Here is an 18,018-nt window from a genome sequence, read left to right on the forward strand (position 1 = left end):
GTCGCGTCATCAGCAGTCTGCAGTCTTTCGCTCGCCGGCCTGATGCACAGGCTGTCGTCGCGACCCACTCGCCGGCCATGCTGCGCCGAGTCGCACCAGAGTCGGTCAGGTATCTCAGGCTCGACGCTCATCGTGTTACGTCCGTGCGGGAAATCAGCCTTCCTACCGACGACGAGGCCGAGTACAAGTACGTTCGCCAAGCTGTCCAAGCCTACCCAGAGCTGTACTTTGCTCGTCTCGTAGTCCTTGGAGAGGGAGACACCGAGGAAGTGATCATACCTCGCCTTCTTGCTGCGAACGGTCTTAGCGACGACGAGTCGTCGATCACGGTAACTCCTCTCGGTGGGCGACACGTAAATCACTTCTGGCGCCTTCTGAATGATCTTGATATCCCACACATCACGCTACTTGACCTCGACAGCGGGAGGTTCCGCGCTGGCTGGGATCGGCTTCGATATGCGCTTGAGCAACTCGAACAGTACCGAGAGAAGGGCCTCGGAGCCCAGAAATCGCTTCTTGACGAGCTTCCGCGGTGGAACGCTAGCGAATCCGTCACCGATTCGTGGCTAGGACGGGAGCTAATCGAACTATTGGAGCGCTACAACGTCTTCTTCTCTGCGCCGCTTGACCTAGACTTCTCAATGCTACGTGCGTTCGACGATCAATATGAGGCCCACGCTCCGCTGGAGCCGCCAGCACCTGACCTCATAAAGGCCGTACTGGGCAAGGCGGGAGACAGCTCCGCAAACAAGTACCACGACAACGAGAAGGAGTTGTTTGGCAAATATCATGAGCTCTTTCAGCTTGGAAGTAAACCGACAACGCACCTCGCAGCTCTCGCCGAAATGACCGACAGGGTTATACGCAAATCTACCCCGAGGTCGCTCGCGCGCATGCTGGGGAATGTGCAGGCCTCGCTAGAGCGGTTACCCGAGTGATCCACCCTCTGGATTGGAAGCCGGCCGACGGGATCGTGTTGGAGCCGAACGCCGACGCTGCGGTTCGTGAGCAGGCCCAGTCCCTAGCTTTGACCGCCGGGCCAGGCGCCGGGAAGACCGAACTTCTTGCTCAACGTACAGACTTTCTCCTTCGAACGAACACTTCATCTTTCCCAAGAAGAATCTTAGCGATCTCGTTCAAAGTTGACGCAAGTAGGAACTTAGCAGATCGTGTGAGACTACGATGTGGGTCGACCTTTGCTATGCGACTCGATAGTCGAACGTTCCACGCTTTCGCGAAGCGTTTGCTCGACCGCAACCGTCTAGCGCTGCAGAGCAGCTACCCGCTCAAGGCCGATTTCACAATCGGCGACACGAGCAATCCTCCTGATCAGATCACCTTCTCGCAGATGATCCCGCTGGCAACCAAGATACTAAGCACAAGTACTTACGCCAGAAATGCGCTCAGGCAAGCTTACAGTCATGTACTTTTGGACGAATTTCAAGACTGTACGCAACAGCAATATGATCTCATTAAGGAAGCCTTCCTAGGTTCTTCTTGTACCCTCACGGCAGTTGGGGATACAAAGCAGAGGATCATGGGTTTCGCAGGCGCTATGGAAGGTGTGTTCGAGCAGTTCGTCACCGACTTCGATGCTCGGGCGTTGAACATGTATCAAAACCATCGATCAGCGGTACGCATTCGTCGAGTGCACAACCTGATGGTCGAGCTAATGGAGCCCGAAGCGGCACTGCCTGTCGCAGTACTCGCGGGCGTAGACGGCGAGGTTCGGGCGCCATCGTTCGCCAATAGCGACGATGAGGCCGACGCGCTTGTCAGGGATATCCGCTCTAGGATCGAGCTCGGCGTTGCTCCTTCAGAGATAGCTGTCATCGTTCCTCGGGAGCCCCACCTATACCTCGCTGAGTTGATGCGACTCCTTGAAGCGCACGGCGTCCCCTATCGAAACGAGCAGGCTCAGCAAGACCTTATATCTGAGCCGCTTTTCACTCTCATCAGCGACTTCTTGCTGGTGGTGTTGACCAAGAGGGCACCGGACTCCTACTCGCGTCTTATGGGCGCGCTAATAGAGACGGAGCTCGACGAGGAGAGTGAGTACAGTACTCGAGATCGATGGGACCGCTACATCAAAGGATGGAGAGCCAGATTTGATCCGGAGGGTAGCGCCGACTTCGAAACCGTCCGTCGGGCTGTGCATCTGTTCTTGAAGCGATTCGGCGGGCCAGCCACTCGAGCACTTTCACCGAGTTACGAGTTCGGCGACTTCCTGAACAGAACGTATGGCAAGATCGTCGACATGCTCGAAGCCGGATTCACAGGGGAGGGTACGTACGCAGCTTGCGCGGCAGCATTCGGAGCGCAAGAGGCTGTTAGAATCTTGACGGTCCACAAGTCAAAAGGCCTAGAGTTCGAAACAGTCTACGTCATTGGTGCCGAACAGAGCTTCTACCCAGACGACGAGACCGGCCGCTGCACCTTCTTCGTTGCCATATCTAGAGCAAAGCACTCGCTAGTCGTCACAACGGCTGGCCAGCGTCCCGCTCCATCTGACTTGCCGCCCTATCGAACACGTCGATGGGATGCGAGTCCGAGAGTCAACCAGCGCTTCCTAGATTTCGTGGAGTCCGAGGTCGACGATGATGAAGACGGAGGCGACTCGAAAGCCTAGACCAAATTGGTTCCGTCGTGCGCACGGCTTGATACTGAAGTTCCGAGCGACCGAGCTGCGTCCTCGACTCGTATGGCAAACGCCGGTGCCATTCGAGACACCGCTTCGTGCAGGTCGACCCACGCCACTTCAATGCTCTCGTCGGAAGTTGCGGGTTCGCCGCATACGGGACGGCACCGGTATACCAGCGCGACGACGCCTCTGACCATATTCTTATAGATGCCGGTCAGATGGGTTGGCTCGACCAGTACCCCGGTCTCTTCGAGTACCTCCCGAGCCACGCCCTCCTCAAACGTCTCATTGAGTTCGAGGACCCCGCCCGGTGCTTGCCACTGCCCGTTATCTCGCCTACGAACAAGCAGGACCTCGCCGTGATCGTTGAAGACCACGCCAGCTACGGAAACTGAGTGAAGCGGCGTTGAACTCAATGAGAGGTCACCACAACAGCTGTTTTGTCGTCGTGTTGCTTGAAGCGTGGGAGCTCAAGAGCGGCCGGGTCCTTGTCTTCTTCCCACTCGTGGAGTTCGCGGAGCAGGTCCTCGAGCTGGACGCGGGTGCGTTGCGCCACGTCGTCAATTGGGATGCCTAGGTGGCGGAGCGGCTTGTCGACGCCGTCAGTGAGCATCACGAGCCATGGCAAGTCCGCGGGCACGGTGCGGGTGACGCTCTCGTGCCCGGCCTCGGGCCTGGCCTCGGCAATCCAGTAGCCGCCAGGTTCGTTGAGCAGCGGCAACTGTTCGGCGCGGACGGCTCGAACGAGCTCGCGGTGCGCTTCGTCGTAGCCGGCGCCTTGGCGGAGGCGCTTGTAAGCCTTCGTCCTGCTGGGTAGGTCGAGACGGGCGAGGCGGTCGTCGGTGAACAGGTCGCCGTCGGGGCCGAGGTAGATGGGGCTGTCGCCCAGGACGAGGAGGTGGACCTCGTCGCCGCGTCGGCGGGCGATGCTGACTGTGGAGGACGGCGACTCCCCCGGCATGAGGCGGAGCGCGGCGACGGTCGAGCGGATGGCATCGGCGAGGGCGTGCGGCAGCGGGACGTCCGGCTCGGCGTCCAGGACGTCGATGAGGGCGCCGGCGAGGTGGTCGACGTAGTCGGCGACGGTGACCCGGGTGTCGCTGCCCGACGCCCCGTCGAGGACGACGACCGCGTTCGTGCCGACCCGGACCCGGTCCTCGTTGGGGGCGTCCCCGGCCGGGAGCTCGGCGCTGATGACGTGCAGACCGGTGGCGCTCACTGCTGGGCCTCCTGGGCCGCGCTGTCGTTCTCGGCGTTCCACTCGAAGTGCATGATCCACTGGTAGGTCGGCAACACGTCCTCGCGGTACTCCACGGCCGTGCCGTCCTCGAGGTAGGCGATGTGGACGATCTCGTAGACCTGCTGGGTCTCGGAGAGCGCGAAGAAGCGCTCCTCGGCGGCTGACGGGGTCCGGACTCGCACGTCCTCGGTGAACCTCACCGGGCCCTTGCCGATCTCGGCCAGGCGCGAGTAGGTCCCACCCGGGCCGGTGTCGACGTCGGTCACTCCGGCCTGCTCGGCGAGGTCCCACGGGAAGTATGAGGTGGCGAGCAGGACGGGCTCGTCGGAGGCGAACATCTCGCGCTTGCGGATGAGCACCATCTCGCCGACCTCGAGCCCCAGTACCTCGCGCGCGGTCTCCGGGGGTGCGACCTGCCCGAGCTGGGCCAGCTTGGTCGACGGCTTGAGTCCGAGGCGTCTGATCTCGAAGTCGAAGGCTCCGCGACTGCCGTCCTCCTCGCGGGAGCTGCGGGCGTAGCGCCGGCTGCTGTTGCGTCGGATCGGCGGGATCGCTCGGACGACGGTGCCCCGTCCCCGAAGCACGCGGACGAGCCCTTCGCCGCGCAGCAGCTGCACCGCTCGGTTGATGGTCACGCGGGAGACGCCGTACTCCGCGGCGAGCTCGGACTCCGCCGGCAGCGTCGAGCCCGGGGCGTAGTCCTGGCGCTCGATGCCTTCGCGCAGCAGGTCAGCGACCTGTCGGTACTGCGATTTCGCCGCCTCGAGCGCCACCGCGAGTCCCTCCTCGTGCTCACCAGTGCCGGTCAGTGCCTGTTACTGCCGGCCAGTCACCACTCTAGTGACAGGACGTCCTACGTCCTACTTGCGTTGCCTTCGGCGCGTGCTACCTTCCACACACAGGACGTCGGACGTCCGACGTCGTATGTGTGAGGAGATCGCCGTGCAGGTGGATGACGACTCCGGACCCGGCGGCCGACTGGCGCCTCGCCCGGAAGCAGCAAGACGGACCGGCCCCTTGATCGCCGCACTGGACGACGGCGCCGAGGCGGTGCGGCTGGCCAACCACGCAGCCCGGGACGGGCTCGTCGAGGTGGTCGGTCTCTACGGAGCACTCGGCTCCGTCGTGACGCTGGTCGACCGGCTCCCGCAGGTCGTGCTGTTCGCCCAGCGCTGCGCCCTGGCCAACGGCACCGCGGGCCTCGTCGACGACACCGGCCGCGACCCCGGCGAGCGCCTCGTCGAGTTCATCGCCTGGCTCGGCGAAGGCCACGCCGGGCTACTCGGAGCCGGCCGCGCCCTCGGACGCGGCCACGCCGCGCTCTCCCACCTCGGCCACCGACCGGTGCCCGCCTGACCAACCCCAGGAGAAGCCATGATCCAGAACTTCGCCATCGACCAGGCCGCGACCTTCGAGTCGCTGCTGTTCCTGTCCTGCGAGCCCAAGACCGCGTTCGGCGACGCGTTCCGGCAGGAGACCACCAAGGACGGGCTCCCGAAGTGGGAGGCCCAGCTCGTGGCCCGGTTCCGCCAGTTCGGGCGGGCCACCAACGAGATCATCAAGGTCGGGCTCGTCGCCGAGCGCGCCCCCGCCGACGACCTCGCACCGGCCACGCCGGTCGAGCTGGTCGGCTTCGAGATCGGCGTGATGGACAAGAAGGACCGCAACGGCAACGTCACGGGCGCCCAGGTCTGGTACCGCTGCCAGGAGGTCCGCGCCCTCGCCTCCACGACCCCGCGCCAGCGACGCAACGAGGCGGCCACGCAGTCCGCCCAGTCAGAGGCGGCGGCGTCATGAGCTGGCAGACCCAGGCGGCCTGCCGCGACACCGACCCCGAGCTGTTCTTCCCGCCCACCGGCGACGACACCGCACCGATCGTCGCCCGCCACCTCGGCGCCGTGCGGCCGGTGTGCGGGCGCTGCCCGGTGCAGACCGAGTGCCTGACCTGGGCGCTCGACACCGGCCAGGACAACGGCATCTGGGCCGCCACCACGCCCACTGAGCGCCGCGCCATCCGGCGCCAGCGCCTCGCCGGCATCCCCGACCCCATCGCCGACCGGGAGCCGGCGTGCGCGGCCTGCTCGCTGCTGTTCCCCGTGCCCGCGGTCGACGGGTCCGTCTGCCCCACCTGCCAGGAGAAGGGAGCGTGACCGTGTCCGAGACCCACGCCCTCGAGCGGGCGCCGGGCGGCAGAGCCGGGCCGGGCTTCCTCGGGCGGCTGCGCGAGCGCCAGGCCCGCCGGGACTACGAGGTGTCGATCGTCGCCTACGCCGAGGTCGTCCGCGGCGCGTTCCGCGAGGCGTGTACCGGCCTGAGCATCTGCCACTACGTCCAGGTCGCCGCCGGCGTCACCATCCGGACCCCGCGGGTCGGCGAGGTCCGGGTCGGCCCGCCCACGTCGCTGACGGTGGAGCTGCTGCCCGGGCAGGAGCCGTGCGACTTCACGGCCAAGGAGAACGGGCCACGGCTCGCGCACACCCTCGGCGCGCACGGGCTGCGGGTCGAGCCGATCGCGGGCCGCTGGGTGCGGCTGCACCTGCTCGACGCCGACCCGCTGCGCGACGGCTTCGGCCTCCCGCCGGCCGTTGTCGCCTCCGGGAGGGAGGCCGTGGTCCTGGGTCGCACCGAGGACGGCGTCACGCTCGGCCACGCGATCACCGACCCGGCGCACGTGGCCGTGCAGGGCATGAACGGCTCCGGGAAGTCGGTGTTCACCTACGGGCTGCTCTCCCAGCTCGCCGCCGCGCCCGACGTCCTGGTCGCCGGCTCGGACATCACCGGGCTGCTGCTCGGGCGCGCATGGGACGGCACGATCCACCGCGCCCACCAGGTCACCGGCACCGCCGACATCGCGGCGCATGCGGTGCTGCTCGAGGACCTCGTGGCCGAGATGGACCGCCGGCTCGCGACCATCCCGCCGCGCCGCGACAAGATCGTGCCCTCGGTGGAGTGCCCCACGGTGCTCGTCCCGCTCGAGGAGTTCCCCGGCCTGCTGCGCGCCGCGGACGCGCTACCGAGGCCCAAGCGCGGCGAGGGCGTGCCGGTCGGCGACCGCATCCGCACCGCGGTGCTCCGGCTGCTGAGCGAGGGGCGCAAGGCCGCGTTCCGGGTGCTGATGCTGGCCCAGCGGTTCGAGGCGACCGCGGTCGGCGGCGGCTACGCGCGCGACCAGTTCGCCCTGAGGATGAGCTTCAGGGTTCCGGCGGACTCGCTGGAGATGCTCCACGGCACCGACGCCCGCGCGCTGGGCCAGGGGCACGCCAACGCCGATCCCGGCGTCGCGTACCTGTCAGGACTTGGCAGGGACTGCCAGCGCATCCGCGTCCCGTACCTCGGGGAGTACGGCGAGTACGTCGACCGCGTTCAGCGCTTCGGACGGCGGGCCGAGTCGTGAACCTGCTCGCCATCGTCGTCATCGCCGGCCTCGTCACCGCCCTGCTCATCAAGAGCCACCGCGCCGCCCCCGCGCTCGTGTCCGGCGTCGTGACCCTCGTGCTGCTCTTCGCCGCCTTCCCGACCCTCGGGCCCGCGGTGTCGAGCAGCGCCGGCGAGTTCGCCCACCAGCTCGGCGCCGCCACCGACCGCGCCGCCGACGTCCCCGAGGAGACCCGATGACCACGACCGTCGCCGAGCACGTCGGCACCGCGGCCGGCGCCGTCCGCGCGGCCAACCACGCCGCGATGAGCACGGCGCTCACCGCGCCCGACACCTCCGCCGTCGTCGAGGCCCTGACCGACCTCGCGCACCGGCTCCCGCAGCTCCTCGAGCACGTGGCCCGGCCGCTGCACACCGCCGACCCCGTCGACTACCGCGACGACCGCGGCAGCGACCCGATCCACGCGCTGCGCCAGGCCCGCGCCGGTCTGAACGACGCCCGCGACGTCTTCGAGGTGCTCGCCGGCCACCTCGACCGCGCCCACAACCACCTCGGCCACCTGAGCCCGACCGACCCGGAGGACAGCACCGTGAACACCACCAAGTACCTGTGGCGCGTCGAAGAGGTCGCCGAGCTGCTGGGCATCTGCCGCTCGCGGGTCTTCGGGCTGATGAACGCCGGCGAGCTGGCGTCGGTGAAGATCGGCAGCAGCCGCCGCGTCCCCGACCAGGCCGTCCGCGACTACGTGGCCCGGCTCTCCGAGGGCGCGGCGTGATGGGCACCCGCAAGCCCAACCAGCGCTCCTCGGTCTTCGAGGGCGCGGACGGCTACTGGCACGGCTACGTGACCGTCGGGCACAAGCCGGACGGCCGGCTCGACCGCCGCCACCTTCAGGCCACGACCGAGGCCGGCGTCACGACGAAGGTCCGCAAGCTCGAACAGGACCGGGCGCGCGGTGAGACCAAGAAGGCCGGTCGCGCGCCGACCGTCGCGGCGTGGATGACCACCTACCTCGACACGATCGCCCCGCAGCGGGTCACGCCCAAGACGCTGGACGCGTACTGGTCGCAGGCCACGAACTGGATCATCCCGAACCTTGGGCGGCACCGGCTCGACCGTCTCGCGCCCGAGCACCTGGACCGGCTCTACGCGGTGATGCTCGAGGCCGGCCGGGCGCCGTCGATGGTGCTCAAGACCCACCGCATCCTGTCCCGCGCGCTCAAGATCGCTCACCGGCGCGGGCACGTGAACCGCAACGTCGCGCTCCTGGTCGATCCGCCGTCGGCGCCCGAGGTCGAGCAGCAGCAGCTCACCCTCGCCGAAGCCCGGCAGGTCCTCGCGGCCACGGCCGAACTGCGCAACGGGACCCGCTGGTCGGTGGCGCTGTCGGCGGGTCTGCGCCAGGGCGAGGCGCTCGGGCTGCGGTGGGAGTACGTCGACCTCGAGACCGGTGATGTGAAGGTCTGGTGGCAGCTCCAGCGCAACCGCTGGCGCCACGGCTGCGACGACCCGCACGTGTGCGGCGAGCGCCTGCACCGGCCCACCTGCCCCAAGGACTGCCGGCGCCACGCCACCGCCTGCCCGCAGCGCTACGGCGGCGGGCTCGTGTTCCGCCGCCCCAAGGGCAAGAGCCGGCGCACCGTCACCTTGCCGACCCGCCTCGTCGACGCCCTGCGCGAGCACCAGGCCGCGCAGGACCTCGGGCGGGAACGCGCTGGCGAGAGCTGGCACGACCAGGACCTCGTGTTCGCCACCGAGACCGGCTGCCCCGTCGATCCCCGCCGCGACTGGGAGGAGTGGAAGACGATCCTGCGCGAGGCCGGCGTACGCGAGGTCCGCGTCCACGACATGCGCCACACCGCCGGGACGCTGCTGGTCGCCCAGGGCGTACACATCCGCGCGGTGCAGGAAATCCTCGGCCACTCCGACGTCCGGACCACGCAGGGCTACACGCACATCGGCTCGGAGGTCGCCCGGGACGCGGCACGGCGGATGGACTCGGCGCTGTGGGGCGACGATGCCTGAGCGCCCGATCGAGGAACCGCCGCTGCGCCTCACGCCGCCCTACGACCGCGAGGACCGCTCGCTGTTCCGGCAGCGCTGGGAGAACGCCGAGACCCACCGCAACCGGCTCCGGAAGCGCAAGACCGCCGTCCTGCTCGAGGCGCTGGCCGAGGTCGAGCTCAGCGGTTACGAGGGCAGCTGCCTGACGTGGGTCGCGGCCTGGGAGACGCACATGGTCGCCACGTTCGCGGCGCTGATGCGCCGGTCCTACGCCGCCGGCGTCGAGGCCGGCTGTGAACGGAACTGCAACGACAACTGCAACGACGCCGACCGGGAGCAGGCTTCCTGAGGGGGAAACCTGCTGGTCAGGGGTGGAGCCGCCTGTCGGAATCGAACCGACGACCTACGCATTACGAGTGCGTTGCTCTGGCCGACTGAGCTAAGGCGGCAGTGGTCACGAGTGTAGGGCAGGCGCCCGTGCCGCTGAGCAGGCGGGTCACGCCAGCAGCAGCACCCCGAGCACGACGAGCGCGACGGCCTTCACGATCTCGAGGCCGATGTAGACCAGGTGCAGCCGCGAGCGCGGGCCGCTCTCGCCGCTGAGGACGCGGTCGGAGCGGCGATTGAGGCGCGGGCGGACGACGGCCAGTTGGACGATCAGCAGGACGACGAGGACCGCGATCAGCACGCCCGCCGCCCCCGGCACGCCGCCGAGGAGGGCACCGAGGAGGGCACCGAGGACCACGGCGAGGAGCAGGACCACCTCGGCCACGTTCAGCGCCCGGAACACCAGCCGCCCGATCCCGAGGCCGATCACCGTCGTCACGCCGGGAGCCCGGAACTTCAGCGGCGCCTCGAGGAACGAGATCGCCGCCACCATGCCGAGCCAGATGAACGTCGCCGCCGTCGCCACCGCCACGACGGCCGGTATACACCGCGATCAGGGAACATCGGCGCCGGTCGGAGGGTTGCCGCGATCGTGAGCGTGATCGGCGCGGTGGTGCTCGTGGTCGTGCTGGCCGTCGCGACGGCCGCCGGGTTGGTGCTGCAGCGCCGGAACGGCACGATCCGGTCGGCGGCCACGCGGGAACGTCACGGCTGGGACCTCGCCGGCACGGTGCCCGACCCCGACGACCGCGTCCTGCTGCTCCAGCTCTCGTCGCCGATCTGCACGCCGTGCGACCGCACCCGCGAGCAGCTGGACGCCCTGGCCACCGAGCACGCGGGCGTCCGCCACGTCGACGTCGACATCGCCGAGCGGCCGGAGGTCGCCCGCGCCCTGTCGGTGATGCGCACCCCGACCACCGTCGCCTTCGACCGCACCGGCACCGAGCTGCTGCGGGTCGGCGGCGTCCCGCGGCGGGACGAGCTGATCGCCGCCCTGCGGATCGAGGAGACCCGATGACCGAGCAGCTCGACCCGCGCGGCGTGCGCTTCGCCGCGGCGGTGACCACCGTCGTCCTCGCGGCGATCCTGCTGACCGGCAGCGGCGCGCTCGCGGTGCTGCAGGCGGTGGTGTTCGCGATCCCGGTCGTCGCCGGCATGCGGTTCTCGCCCTACGGCGTGCTCTACCGGGTGCTGCTCGCGCCGCGCCTCGGCCCGCCGAGCGAGCGGGAGGACGCGGCGCCGGTGCGCTTCTCGCAGGCCGTCGGCCTGGTGTTCACCGCCGTCGCCGCCGTCGGCTACCTGTCCGGCGCCGCGGCGCTCGGCATCGTCGCGACGGCCTTCGCGCTCGCGGCGGCCTTCCTCAACGCGGCCTTCGGCTTCTGCCTGGGCTGCGAGGTGTACGGGCTGCTCGCGCGGGTGCGCACCGCCCGCTGAACTACGGCAGCGGGCAGAGCGGCGTCGGGACCTCGTCGAGCACGATCCCGAACACGTCCCGGTAGACGTCGCGCTGCTCGCCGGCGGTCAGGGTGCGCTCGGTGCGGGTCCCGTCGTCGGCGGTCTCGATGAGCTTCGGACCCGAGATGGTCACGCGGCCGGTCGGCGTCAGCATCGAGCACGTCACCTCGCGCGTGAACGGCGAGGTCGGCGACGTGCGGTGCCACCAGGCCATCGGGACGAAGTCCCGCAGCGACCGGGTGCGCGGATCGAGGCGGTACTGGGCCCTCTCGCCCCACCACACGTCGAGCTCCCCGTCCGGGGCGTCGCGGACGGTGAAGACGCCGGACCGGTCGGGCTGGTCGGCGCGGGAGTCCAGGTCGATCGGCCCGACGGCGAAGCGGCCGAAGCCGACGTCGACAAGCGTGTGGCCGTCGACGACCAGCGCCATGTGGTCGCCCGGGAAGGAGAGCCCGTCCGGGGTGGCGACCCGGGCCGAGCACCGCGCGACCTCGTGGCCGAGCTCGCCGAGCAGCCAGCCGAACGCCCCGTTGAGCTCGTAGCAGAACCCACCGCGGCGCCGGTCGACGACCTTCCCGACCAGCGCCTCGTCCTCCAGCGGCACCGCGTCGCGCTCGTGGATCGAGACGTTCTCGAACGGGACCGACTGCAGATGACGGCGCATGAGCACGTCGAGCGGATCGTCGGCCGCCGCACCGATCCGCATCAGGTAGTTCGTCGCGTCCACGCGCCCGGTATACACGGGTCATGCGCGTCGCCCTCGCCCAAATCCTCGCGACCGACGATCCGGCCGAGAACCTCGAGCTGGTCCGTGACCACACCGCGCTCGCCGCCCAGCAGGGCGCGACGGTCGTGGTGTTCCCCGAGGCGACCATGTGCCGCTTCGGGGTGTCGCTCAAGCCCGTCGCCGAACCCGTGGGCGGGCCGTGGGCGGGCGAGGTCCGGCGCATCGCCGCGCAGCACGACGTGCTCGTCGTCGCCGGGATGTTCACCCCGACCGACGACGGCCGGGTGACCAACACGCTGCTCGTCACGGGCCGGGGCGTCGACACCGCCTACGACAAGATCCACCTTTACGACGCGTTCGGCTTCGCCGAGTCGGACACGGTCGCGCCGGGGGTGAAGCCGCTGACGGTCACCGTCGACGGGACGACGCTGGGGCTCGCGACCTGCTACGACATCCGCTTCCCCGAGCTCTTCCGCGCCCTCGCCGACCAGGGCGCCACCGTCACGTTGCTGCCGGCGAGCTGGGGCGCAGGGCCGGGCAAGGTCGAGCAGTGGCAGCTGCTCGTGCGGGCGCGGGCATTGGACGCGACGACGTTCGTACTCGCTGCCGACCAGGCCGACCCGGCGAGCCGCGGCATCGACGCCGGTAAGGCCCCCCGGGGTGTCGGGCACAGCCTCGCCGCCTCGCCGTTCGGCGTGACGCTCGACGAGCTCGGCGCGGAGCCGGGGCTGCTGGTCGTCGATGTCGACCCCGAGCAGATCCCTGACGTCCGCGCCGCTCTCCCCGTCCTGGCGAACCGCCGGCTCTAGGTGCGGCTACGCCGCTCGTGAGCACTTCGGAGTGCCGGAGCACTCCGAAGTGCTCACAGGCGCCGGAGGCGCACCTACGCCGGGCGGCTCATCCAGCGCACCCGGTTCTGGTAGGGCGCGAGGCGGGTGATGAGGTCGCGCCGGGCCCCCGCGGCCGCCGGGGCGGTGAAGGCACGGTCACGGGTGAGGCGGGCGCGCACGGCGCCGGGATCGAGGACGATCACCTTCGCGGCGGCACGCACCGCCGCGTCGAGGCCCTGGGCGCCGCTGTGGGTGGCGTCGGCACCCATCCGGTCGGCGAGGACCTGCGCGGCCGCGAGGCCGGTGGCATCGGGTCGGGCAGCCACGACGAGGACGGGAGCCTCGTCGGAACCCGGGCGGGGCGCGGGGACGGTGGTGTCGGGGGCAACGGGCCGCGTGGGCGAGCTCATCGTGCAGTGCTCCAGATCGGTCGCCGCGTGCCGGCGGCGACGTGAGGGTGTTACATCTCGGAAGACGCCTGTGAGGTGCGTCAGTTGTCCGTCGGCGAGGGTGACGCGCACCTCTCCGTACCTCACGGCAGCACCTCCTCGAGCACGGCGAGGAACGCCTCCGGGGCGTCCTCGGTGAGGAAGTGGCCGGCGCCCGCGACGAGGTGGCGGCGGGCGCCCGGGATCGCGTCGCACAGGGTCGACGCGGCGGCGGGCGCGATCCAGGTGTCCTCGGCGCCCCAGACGACGTCGGTCGGCACGGCGATCTCGCCGAGGCGGGCCACGACGTCGCGGGTGTCGTCCTCGCTGAAGCCCGCGACCTGGTCGAGGTAGCGCTGCTGGCCGTCGGGGCCGGCGTAGCGGTCGAGATAGGCCCGTTCCGCCTCGTCGGACAACGTGCCGGCGACGGTCGTGCGCACATGCGCGGTGATCATCGCGGCGAAGAGGTGCGGCGGCATCTCCCGGTACGTCGCGAGGTGCGCTTGCACGTGCTGCGTGGCGCCGGTCAGCCACGGCGAGAGCACCGCGGCGTCCGCGAGGACGAGCGCGCTCGCCGGCGCACCGTGGACGAGGTGCGCGCGCAGCGTCGTCGCCGCGCCGATGTCGTGGCCGACGAGCACGGGCGCGTCGAGACCCCAGTGCGCGACGAGGGCAGCGAGCGTCCGGGCGTGGCCGTCGACCGACGGACGCTCACCGGTCGAGTCCCCGTACGTCGGCAGGTCCCACAGGTGGACCGGGCGCTCCCGCGCGAGCGCGGGCGCGACGTGGCGCCAGAGGTACGACCACGACGGCGTGCCGTGGGTGAGGACGACGGGAGTGCCGGGACGGTCGGCGCCGAGCACGTCGACGGCGATCGTCCCGGTCGGGAGGGCGACGCGGTCGCGCAGCGCCCAGGTCGCGAGATCGGTGGTCACGGTGCACCTCCACAGGGTTAAACTCTCGCTTTGAGCCTTACCGTAGGAGAGGTGCGTAAGGGTTGCAAGCGCTATTTGACGATTACGTGGCGGGTGCCGGGCTCGCCACCGAGCTCGTGAACACCGCGCCCGGCGTCTGGCACGGCGACGACCAGCTCCCCGACGTCGCCGCCTTGACCGCGTTCCTCGGCGAGCACGGGATCACCGAGACGCCGTCGATGGGCGACCTGGCGGCGGTGCGCGAGCTGCGCTCCCGCCTGCGCGCGGTGCTCGACCGGCGTGACGCCGGTGAGCTCGCCGACGGCGCCGCCGACCTGGTGGCCCCCGGGCTCGGCACGGTCGGCCTCGTGCCCGACGAGCGCAGGCGGCTGCAGTGGTCCGCCCGGCCGCGTCCGGACGCCGATCTCGCCGACCGGCTCGCCCTGCTCGCCGGCGTCGGCGTGCTCGGCGCGCTGCGCACGCTGGGGCCGGAGCGCTTCCGCGACTGCGCGTCGGACACGTGCTCGGGCGTCTTCATCGACACCAGCCGGCCCGGCCGACGGCGCTACTGCATGCCCGGCCTCTGCGGGAACCGCGCCAACGTCGCCGCCTACCGCGCGCGGCAGAAGGCGGGCGGAAACTGACATTCTCTGTCAGTTGCGCAGGTCAGCGCAGGGTTCCCGACAGGTCGGCCGCCGCGAGGAGGGCGACGAGCACCGGGACGACGCCCGTGGGCGGGACGCGGTAGCGCCGCCCGTCCTGCTCCACGACGCGGGCAGCGGTCAGCGTGCGCAGGTGGTGGTAGAGCTGGCCGCTGGAGGAGAGCTCGGTGGCCTCGACGAGCTCGTGCGTACCGGCCGGTCCGGCGAGCAGGCGACGGACCAGCGCGAGACGGACGGGGTGCCCGAGCGCCGCGAGGACTTCGCTCACCGGGCCGGCCGGAAGGTCGAGGGTCGCGGCCGCGTCGTAGCCGATCGTCCACGTGATCGGGCCGGCGTCCTCCTGCAGGCGCACGGCGCCGTGGTACCCGACCTCGCCCGCCTCGCCGGCCGGCTCGTCCGCGGCGGGCCGGTGTCCGGAGCGTTCCTCGAGCGCGGCGACGCGCGCCTCGAGGGCCTCGAGACGCGGGTCGGGGTCGGCGTCCGGCATCGCGCGATCGTCTCAGGCCGAACAGAGGACCCGGGAGCGCTCGGCGGGGTCCTCCACGGCCCCGGCGAGGAAGCGGAGCTGGGCGAGTCCGACCTCCGTGAGGTCGGCGGTCGGGCGGAACCCCCTGCCGAGGAGCACGCCGATGCCGAGCGTGCCGTCGGGACGGCGCACGCTCAGCGCCATCGTGCCGATCCCGGGGAACGAGCCGCCCTTGAACGCGCGGACCTGCCCGTCCGGTCGCGGTCCCGCGTACTCCAGCTCGGCCCGGGCGACGTTGGCCCCGGCCCCGAACGTGCCGCTGATGAGAGCGCGCCAGAGCCCGGCGACCTGCTCGGACGACCCGGTCGACGTCGACCGGGCCCACCGCTCGCTCTCGAGGAGGTACGCCTCGGTGTCCGCAGCCTGGGCCACGAGGCGGCGCCGGGAGTCGTCGCGGAACGCCGGGTCGGCCGCGAAGCGCCGCGCCAGGGCCAGCTCCGCCGCGCCGCGCTCGGCGCGCGGCGCGGTCACCGGCGGCGCCTCGCGCGGCCGGACGAGCGCGAGCTGCGCGCCGAGCTCCGAGGGCAGGTCGAGGCCGTACCACCCGCCCGCCGCGGCCGCGTCGACGAGCGCCTGGTCGCCGAGGCGCTCGCGCAGCCAGTCCGCGGCGGCGTTGTCGCTGACCTGCACCATCGAGGCCACCATCTGCTGGACCGTGACCGTGCGGTTCGGGTCGACCGCCCCCACGACGCCGCGGCGCGGGATCCCGAGGACGTCGAGCGCCTGCGCGTGGGCGCCGGCGTCGGCCGCGAGGTACCAGTTCTCCCAGTCGCCGACCCGGACCGGCTCGTCCGGATTCAGACGACCCTCGGCGACGGCCCGCCCGTACGCCGCGACGTGGACGACCTTCGCCGCCGACGCCAACGGCATCGGCCGGTCCGCGGCGTGCGAGACGACCGTGCCGCGACCGTCGTCGACCACGAGGCCCACGTCGTCGGGTTTCGCCGCGAGCAGCCCCAGCCAGCCGCCGGCCGTCGTGGGGTCGGCGGCGGGCGCCCGGGCGCAGTCGGCCGGACGCGGCGGGTTCGTGGGGACCGACGCCGCGGGGACCGTTGTGCCGGGGCCCTCGCCCGAGGCGCCGGACGCGCACGCCGCGGGCAGGACCAGTGCGGCGGCGAGCACCATCGCCACGAATCCGTTATTCCGAAATTCCGGCACAACGGAGAAGCTAGCACACCCGGCCGCCATCCCTCCCGGGCGACAGGATGGCGGCGTGGGTCTCTTCGATGCGGTCGCGGCCACCCCGGCAGAGGTCCGCGAGCCGCGGCGCGGCGACGATCTCGTCGTCCCGGCCGACGTCGTCATGGACCGGGCGTTCACCGTGCCCGGGGCGCCCGCGGACGTGTGGCCGTGGATCGTCCAGCTCGGCAAGCGCCGCGCGGGCTGGTACCTCCCGTCCCGCGTCGAGAGGCTGGTCCCGCCGGGACGTCGGGCCGCCCGCCGGATCGACGACCGCTGGCAGCACCTCGCGCCGGGCGATGTCATCCCGGACTACGGCGGGCGCGACGAGACGTTCGTCGTCGACACGATCGAGCCGCCGGACGTCCTGGTCCACCGCTCGCAGCGCGGCCGCACGCAGGTCTCGTGGTCGATCACCCTGCGCGCGATCCCGGACGGCACGCGTGTCCTGCTGCGCCTGCGGCTCGGGCCGGTGAAGCACGTCCGGCTCGCGGAGACCGTCGGCGACGCGTTCGACGGGCTGACGATCGCCGGGATGGCCGCCGGGCTGCGGGAACGGCTCAGCCCGCCCGCAGCGCCGTGACGAGCGCGTCGATCGCGATCTCGGGCTTCACGTTCGCGGTGAGGGCGTCGCGGCAGGCGAGGACCGACTGGCCACCATTAAGTAGTGGGCGCTCGCAGTTCCAGAGCTTACGACCGTCCGGCACACTGGCCCAATATCTAGACCGATCGGTATGCGACTTCGCCGCCGCAGACAAACCGCCATCTATATCCCCCAATAAAGGGAGATGGGGCATCAACCGCCACAGCGAACCCCGCAACCCACTCGGCTCGGGGTCGGTGCCGATCGGCAAGAACACCTGGCGGATCGGTGTTCCCTCCAGACCGCCCTACCCGTGCGCCCCGATAGTAAGGCCGCGGAACCGGTGCAGCAGGCGAAGCATTCACCTGGATGCTGCGCAAGTTCACCCGTCTAGCGGCATCCTATGCCTGTCGATGTACAGAAAGTTTGGCTCACGTTGGGCCTAACGTAGCAGCGACTCAGGCGACGCTCCTTCAACTTGAGTCGCCATCCGGACAGTGCCGACATGTCGCAACGATACATCTTGGGGGGAAATCAATGGCTGAAGTTGACACCGATATAGCAATCCCTCCTTCTCGCATGGCGGATGACCCAAAGAGGAAGGACGAGGCCCAAGTCCTACTGATCTGCCGAGTTCAACAACTCATCGAGCAGTCCTGGTGCCAGAAGTTGGTCGCAATCGAGGGCGTCGACACGCAGGCCGTACGAGAGCTGTGTCGGAACCAAGTACTCGCGGCTCATCAGGCTTCAGGCCTCCGTTCCTCCGCTCACGATGTTCTCCGATGCCAGGACCGACTCTCGTCGTTTAGACACATCTCGCGTGGCACGATGGCAAGTGCGATCATGGTGATCCTTGCACTCGTCTCGATTGCCCTGCTTGTTCAGCTCTCCTTAGATGAACCCGGCCTAACAGTTGCGGCGACTCTATACGGTGCGATCTTAGGCTTCTGGATCCCACCCTACCTGCGGTCGAGAAGGCGGCGCCAGCTTGGAGTCACGAACGCGCCGGCAGAGCTCTCTGCGTCCAATACCGACCTCGACCGGCGGCTACGCTCGCTCATCAGTA

Annotated in this window: 25 protein-coding genes and 1 tRNA gene; 15 read left to right on the forward strand and 11 right to left on the reverse strand. The window is 70.0% G+C overall.

Annotation, left to right across the window (positions count from 1 at the left end; genetic code table 11):
• Both ACR9E3_RS31125 and ACR9E3_RS31130 read left to right on the forward strand, forming a co-directional pair.
• On the forward strand, positions 1-938 hold a 938-nt coding region (locus ACR9E3_RS31125; protein WP_460384878.1), incomplete at its 5' end, for an ATP-dependent nuclease.
• Between the two features lie 35 nt (positions 939-973).
• Positions 974-2,629 carry a UvrD-helicase domain-containing protein gene (locus tag ACR9E3_RS31130; RefSeq protein ID WP_460384949.1) on the forward strand — a complete coding sequence of 552 codons (1,656 nt, stop codon included), beginning with the start codon at positions 974-976 and terminating at the stop codon, positions 2,627-2,629.
• Here the strand turns inward: ACR9E3_RS31130 and ACR9E3_RS31135 are convergent.
• From ACR9E3_RS31135 to ACR9E3_RS31145, 3 genes are read right to left on the reverse strand one after another with little or no spacing between them, the layout of a single operon-like run.
• A complete protein-coding gene (locus ACR9E3_RS31135; protein WP_460384880.1) occupies positions 2,626-3,018 on the reverse strand; it encodes an NUDIX domain-containing protein in 393 nt (130 codons plus the stop codon). The genes ACR9E3_RS31130 and ACR9E3_RS31135 overlap by 4 nt on opposite strands.
• Before the next feature lie 35 nt (positions 3,019-3,053).
• Positions 3,054-3,860, reverse strand: coding sequence for a PP2C family serine/threonine-protein phosphatase (locus ACR9E3_RS31140; RefSeq protein WP_460384881.1), 807 nt, complete (start codon positions 3,858-3,860; stop codon positions 3,054-3,056).
• Positions 3,857-4,654, reverse strand: a complete 798-nt coding sequence (locus ACR9E3_RS31145) for a GntR family transcriptional regulator (RefSeq protein WP_460384883.1) — start codon at positions 4,652-4,654, stop codon at positions 3,857-3,859. The genes ACR9E3_RS31140 and ACR9E3_RS31145 overlap by 4 nt, the downstream gene beginning before the upstream one ends.
• 244 nt (positions 4,655-4,898) lie before the next feature.
• Between ACR9E3_RS31145 and ACR9E3_RS31150 the strand changes: the two genes are divergently transcribed.
• The 8 genes from ACR9E3_RS31150 to ACR9E3_RS31185 are packed head-to-tail and all read left to right on the forward strand — an operon-like array spanning position 4,899 to position 9,610.
• The gene (locus ACR9E3_RS31150; RefSeq protein WP_460384884.1) at positions 4,899-5,237 is read left to right on the forward strand and encodes a hypothetical protein; all 339 of its coding nucleotides are present in this window, start codon (positions 4,899-4,901) and stop codon (positions 5,235-5,237) included.
• A gap of 18 nt (positions 5,238-5,255) precedes the next feature.
• The gene (locus tag ACR9E3_RS31155) at positions 5,256-5,678 is read left to right on the forward strand and encodes a hypothetical protein (RefSeq protein WP_460384886.1); all 423 of its coding nucleotides are present in this window, start codon (positions 5,256-5,258) and stop codon (positions 5,676-5,678) included.
• Positions 5,675-6,031, forward strand: coding sequence for a WhiB family transcriptional regulator (locus ACR9E3_RS31160; RefSeq protein WP_460384888.1), 357 nt, complete (start codon positions 5,675-5,677; stop codon positions 6,029-6,031). The genes ACR9E3_RS31155 and ACR9E3_RS31160 overlap by 4 nt, the downstream gene beginning before the upstream one ends.
• On the forward strand, positions 6,028-7,275 hold the full coding sequence (locus ACR9E3_RS31165; RefSeq protein WP_460384889.1) for a hypothetical protein: 1,248 nt from the start codon (positions 6,028-6,030) through the stop codon (positions 7,273-7,275). Before ACR9E3_RS31160 ends, ACR9E3_RS31165 begins: the two co-directional genes overlap by 4 nt.
• Positions 7,272-7,496 (forward strand): hypothetical protein, encoded by a 225-nt coding sequence (locus ACR9E3_RS31170; protein ID WP_460384890.1) that lies wholly within the window; start codon positions 7,272-7,274, stop codon positions 7,494-7,496. Before ACR9E3_RS31165 ends, ACR9E3_RS31170 begins: the two co-directional genes overlap by 4 nt.
• Entirely contained in the window at positions 7,493-8,032 is a 540-nt protein-coding gene (locus tag ACR9E3_RS31175) for a helix-turn-helix domain-containing protein (protein WP_460384891.1), read from the forward strand. The genes ACR9E3_RS31170 and ACR9E3_RS31175 overlap by 4 nt, the downstream gene beginning before the upstream one ends.
• A complete protein-coding gene (locus ACR9E3_RS31180; RefSeq protein ID WP_460384892.1) occupies positions 8,032-9,282 on the forward strand; it encodes a tyrosine-type recombinase/integrase in 1,251 nt (416 codons plus the stop codon). Before ACR9E3_RS31175 ends, ACR9E3_RS31180 begins: the two co-directional genes overlap by 1 nt.
• Positions 9,275-9,610 carry a hypothetical protein gene (locus tag ACR9E3_RS31185; RefSeq protein WP_460384893.1) on the forward strand — a complete coding sequence of 112 codons (336 nt, stop codon included), beginning with the start codon at positions 9,275-9,277 and terminating at the stop codon, positions 9,608-9,610. Before ACR9E3_RS31180 ends, ACR9E3_RS31185 begins: the two co-directional genes overlap by 8 nt.
• 23 nt (positions 9,611-9,633) lie before the next feature.
• Here the strand turns inward: ACR9E3_RS31185 and ACR9E3_RS31190 are convergent.
• Both ACR9E3_RS31190 and ACR9E3_RS31195 read right to left on the reverse strand, forming a co-directional pair.
• Positions 9,634-9,710: transfer RNA gene (locus ACR9E3_RS31190), tRNA-Thr, on the reverse strand.
• Between the two features lie 47 nt (positions 9,711-9,757).
• Positions 9,758-10,141 carry a hypothetical protein gene (locus tag ACR9E3_RS31195; RefSeq protein ID WP_460384950.1) on the reverse strand — a complete coding sequence of 128 codons (384 nt, stop codon included), beginning with the start codon at positions 10,139-10,141 and terminating at the stop codon, positions 9,758-9,760.
• 99 nt (positions 10,142-10,240) lie between these two features.
• On the opposite strand from ACR9E3_RS31195, the gene ACR9E3_RS31200 reads away from it, so the two are divergent.
• Entirely contained in the window at positions 10,241-10,666 is a 426-nt protein-coding gene (locus tag ACR9E3_RS31200; protein WP_460384894.1) for a TlpA family protein disulfide reductase, read from the forward strand.
• Positions 10,663-11,082 carry a DUF4395 domain-containing protein gene (locus ACR9E3_RS31205; protein ID WP_460384895.1) on the forward strand — a complete coding sequence of 140 codons (420 nt, stop codon included), beginning with the start codon at positions 10,663-10,665 and terminating at the stop codon, positions 11,080-11,082. Before ACR9E3_RS31200 ends, ACR9E3_RS31205 begins: the two co-directional genes overlap by 4 nt.
• Before the next feature lies 1 nt (position 11,083).
• On the opposite strand, the gene ACR9E3_RS31210 is transcribed toward ACR9E3_RS31205, so the two are convergent.
• Entirely contained in the window at positions 11,084-11,830 is a 747-nt protein-coding gene (locus tag ACR9E3_RS31210; protein ID WP_460384896.1) for an arylamine N-acetyltransferase family protein, read from the reverse strand.
• A gap of 20 nt (positions 11,831-11,850) precedes the next feature.
• Between ACR9E3_RS31210 and ACR9E3_RS31215 the strand changes: the two genes are divergently transcribed.
• A complete protein-coding gene (locus tag ACR9E3_RS31215; RefSeq protein WP_460384897.1) occupies positions 11,851-12,639 on the forward strand; it encodes a carbon-nitrogen hydrolase family protein in 789 nt (262 codons plus the stop codon).
• Positions 12,640-12,713: 74 nt separating this feature from the next.
• On the opposite strand, the gene ACR9E3_RS31220 is transcribed toward ACR9E3_RS31215, so the two are convergent.
• Positions 12,714-12,986 carry a hypothetical protein gene (locus tag ACR9E3_RS31220; RefSeq protein ID WP_460384898.1) on the reverse strand — a complete coding sequence of 91 codons (273 nt, stop codon included), beginning with the start codon at positions 12,984-12,986 and terminating at the stop codon, positions 12,714-12,716.
• Positions 12,987-13,192: 206 nt separating this feature from the next.
• Complete coding sequence (locus ACR9E3_RS31225; RefSeq protein WP_460384899.1) at positions 13,193-14,023, reverse strand: alpha/beta fold hydrolase; 831 nt, start codon at positions 14,021-14,023, stop codon at positions 13,193-13,195.
• Positions 14,024-14,109: 86 nt separating this feature from the next.
• Here ACR9E3_RS31225 and ACR9E3_RS31230 point away from each other — a divergent pair, with 86 nt between their 5' ends.
• On the forward strand, positions 14,110-14,646 hold the full coding sequence (locus tag ACR9E3_RS31230) for a CGNR zinc finger domain-containing protein (protein ID WP_460384901.1): 537 nt from the start codon (positions 14,110-14,112) through the stop codon (positions 14,644-14,646).
• A gap of 22 nt (positions 14,647-14,668) precedes the next feature.
• Here ACR9E3_RS31230 and ACR9E3_RS31235 read toward each other — a convergent pair whose 3' ends face one another.
• On the reverse strand, positions 14,669-15,151 hold the full coding sequence (locus ACR9E3_RS31235; RefSeq protein ID WP_460384902.1) for an ArsR/SmtB family transcription factor: 483 nt from the start codon (positions 15,149-15,151) through the stop codon (positions 14,669-14,671).
• Between the two features lie 12 nt (positions 15,152-15,163).
• On the reverse strand, positions 15,164-16,315 hold the full coding sequence (locus ACR9E3_RS31240; RefSeq protein WP_460384951.1) for a serine hydrolase: 1,152 nt from the start codon (positions 16,313-16,315) through the stop codon (positions 15,164-15,166).
• 88 nt (positions 16,316-16,403) lie between these two features.
• Here ACR9E3_RS31240 and ACR9E3_RS31245 point away from each other — a divergent pair, with 88 nt between their 5' ends.
• Entirely contained in the window at positions 16,404-16,952 is a 549-nt protein-coding gene (locus ACR9E3_RS31245; RefSeq protein WP_460384903.1) for a hypothetical protein, read from the forward strand.
• Here the strand turns inward: ACR9E3_RS31245 and ACR9E3_RS31250 are convergent.
• Entirely contained in the window at positions 16,930-17,076 is a 147-nt protein-coding gene (locus ACR9E3_RS31250) for a hypothetical protein (protein WP_460384904.1), read from the reverse strand. The two genes, ACR9E3_RS31245 and ACR9E3_RS31250, sit on opposite strands and share 23 nt — an antisense overlap.
• Positions 17,077-18,018 lie beyond the last annotated feature (942 nt).

It is taken from the genome of Actinomycetospora sp. C-140, assembly GCF_054796175.1.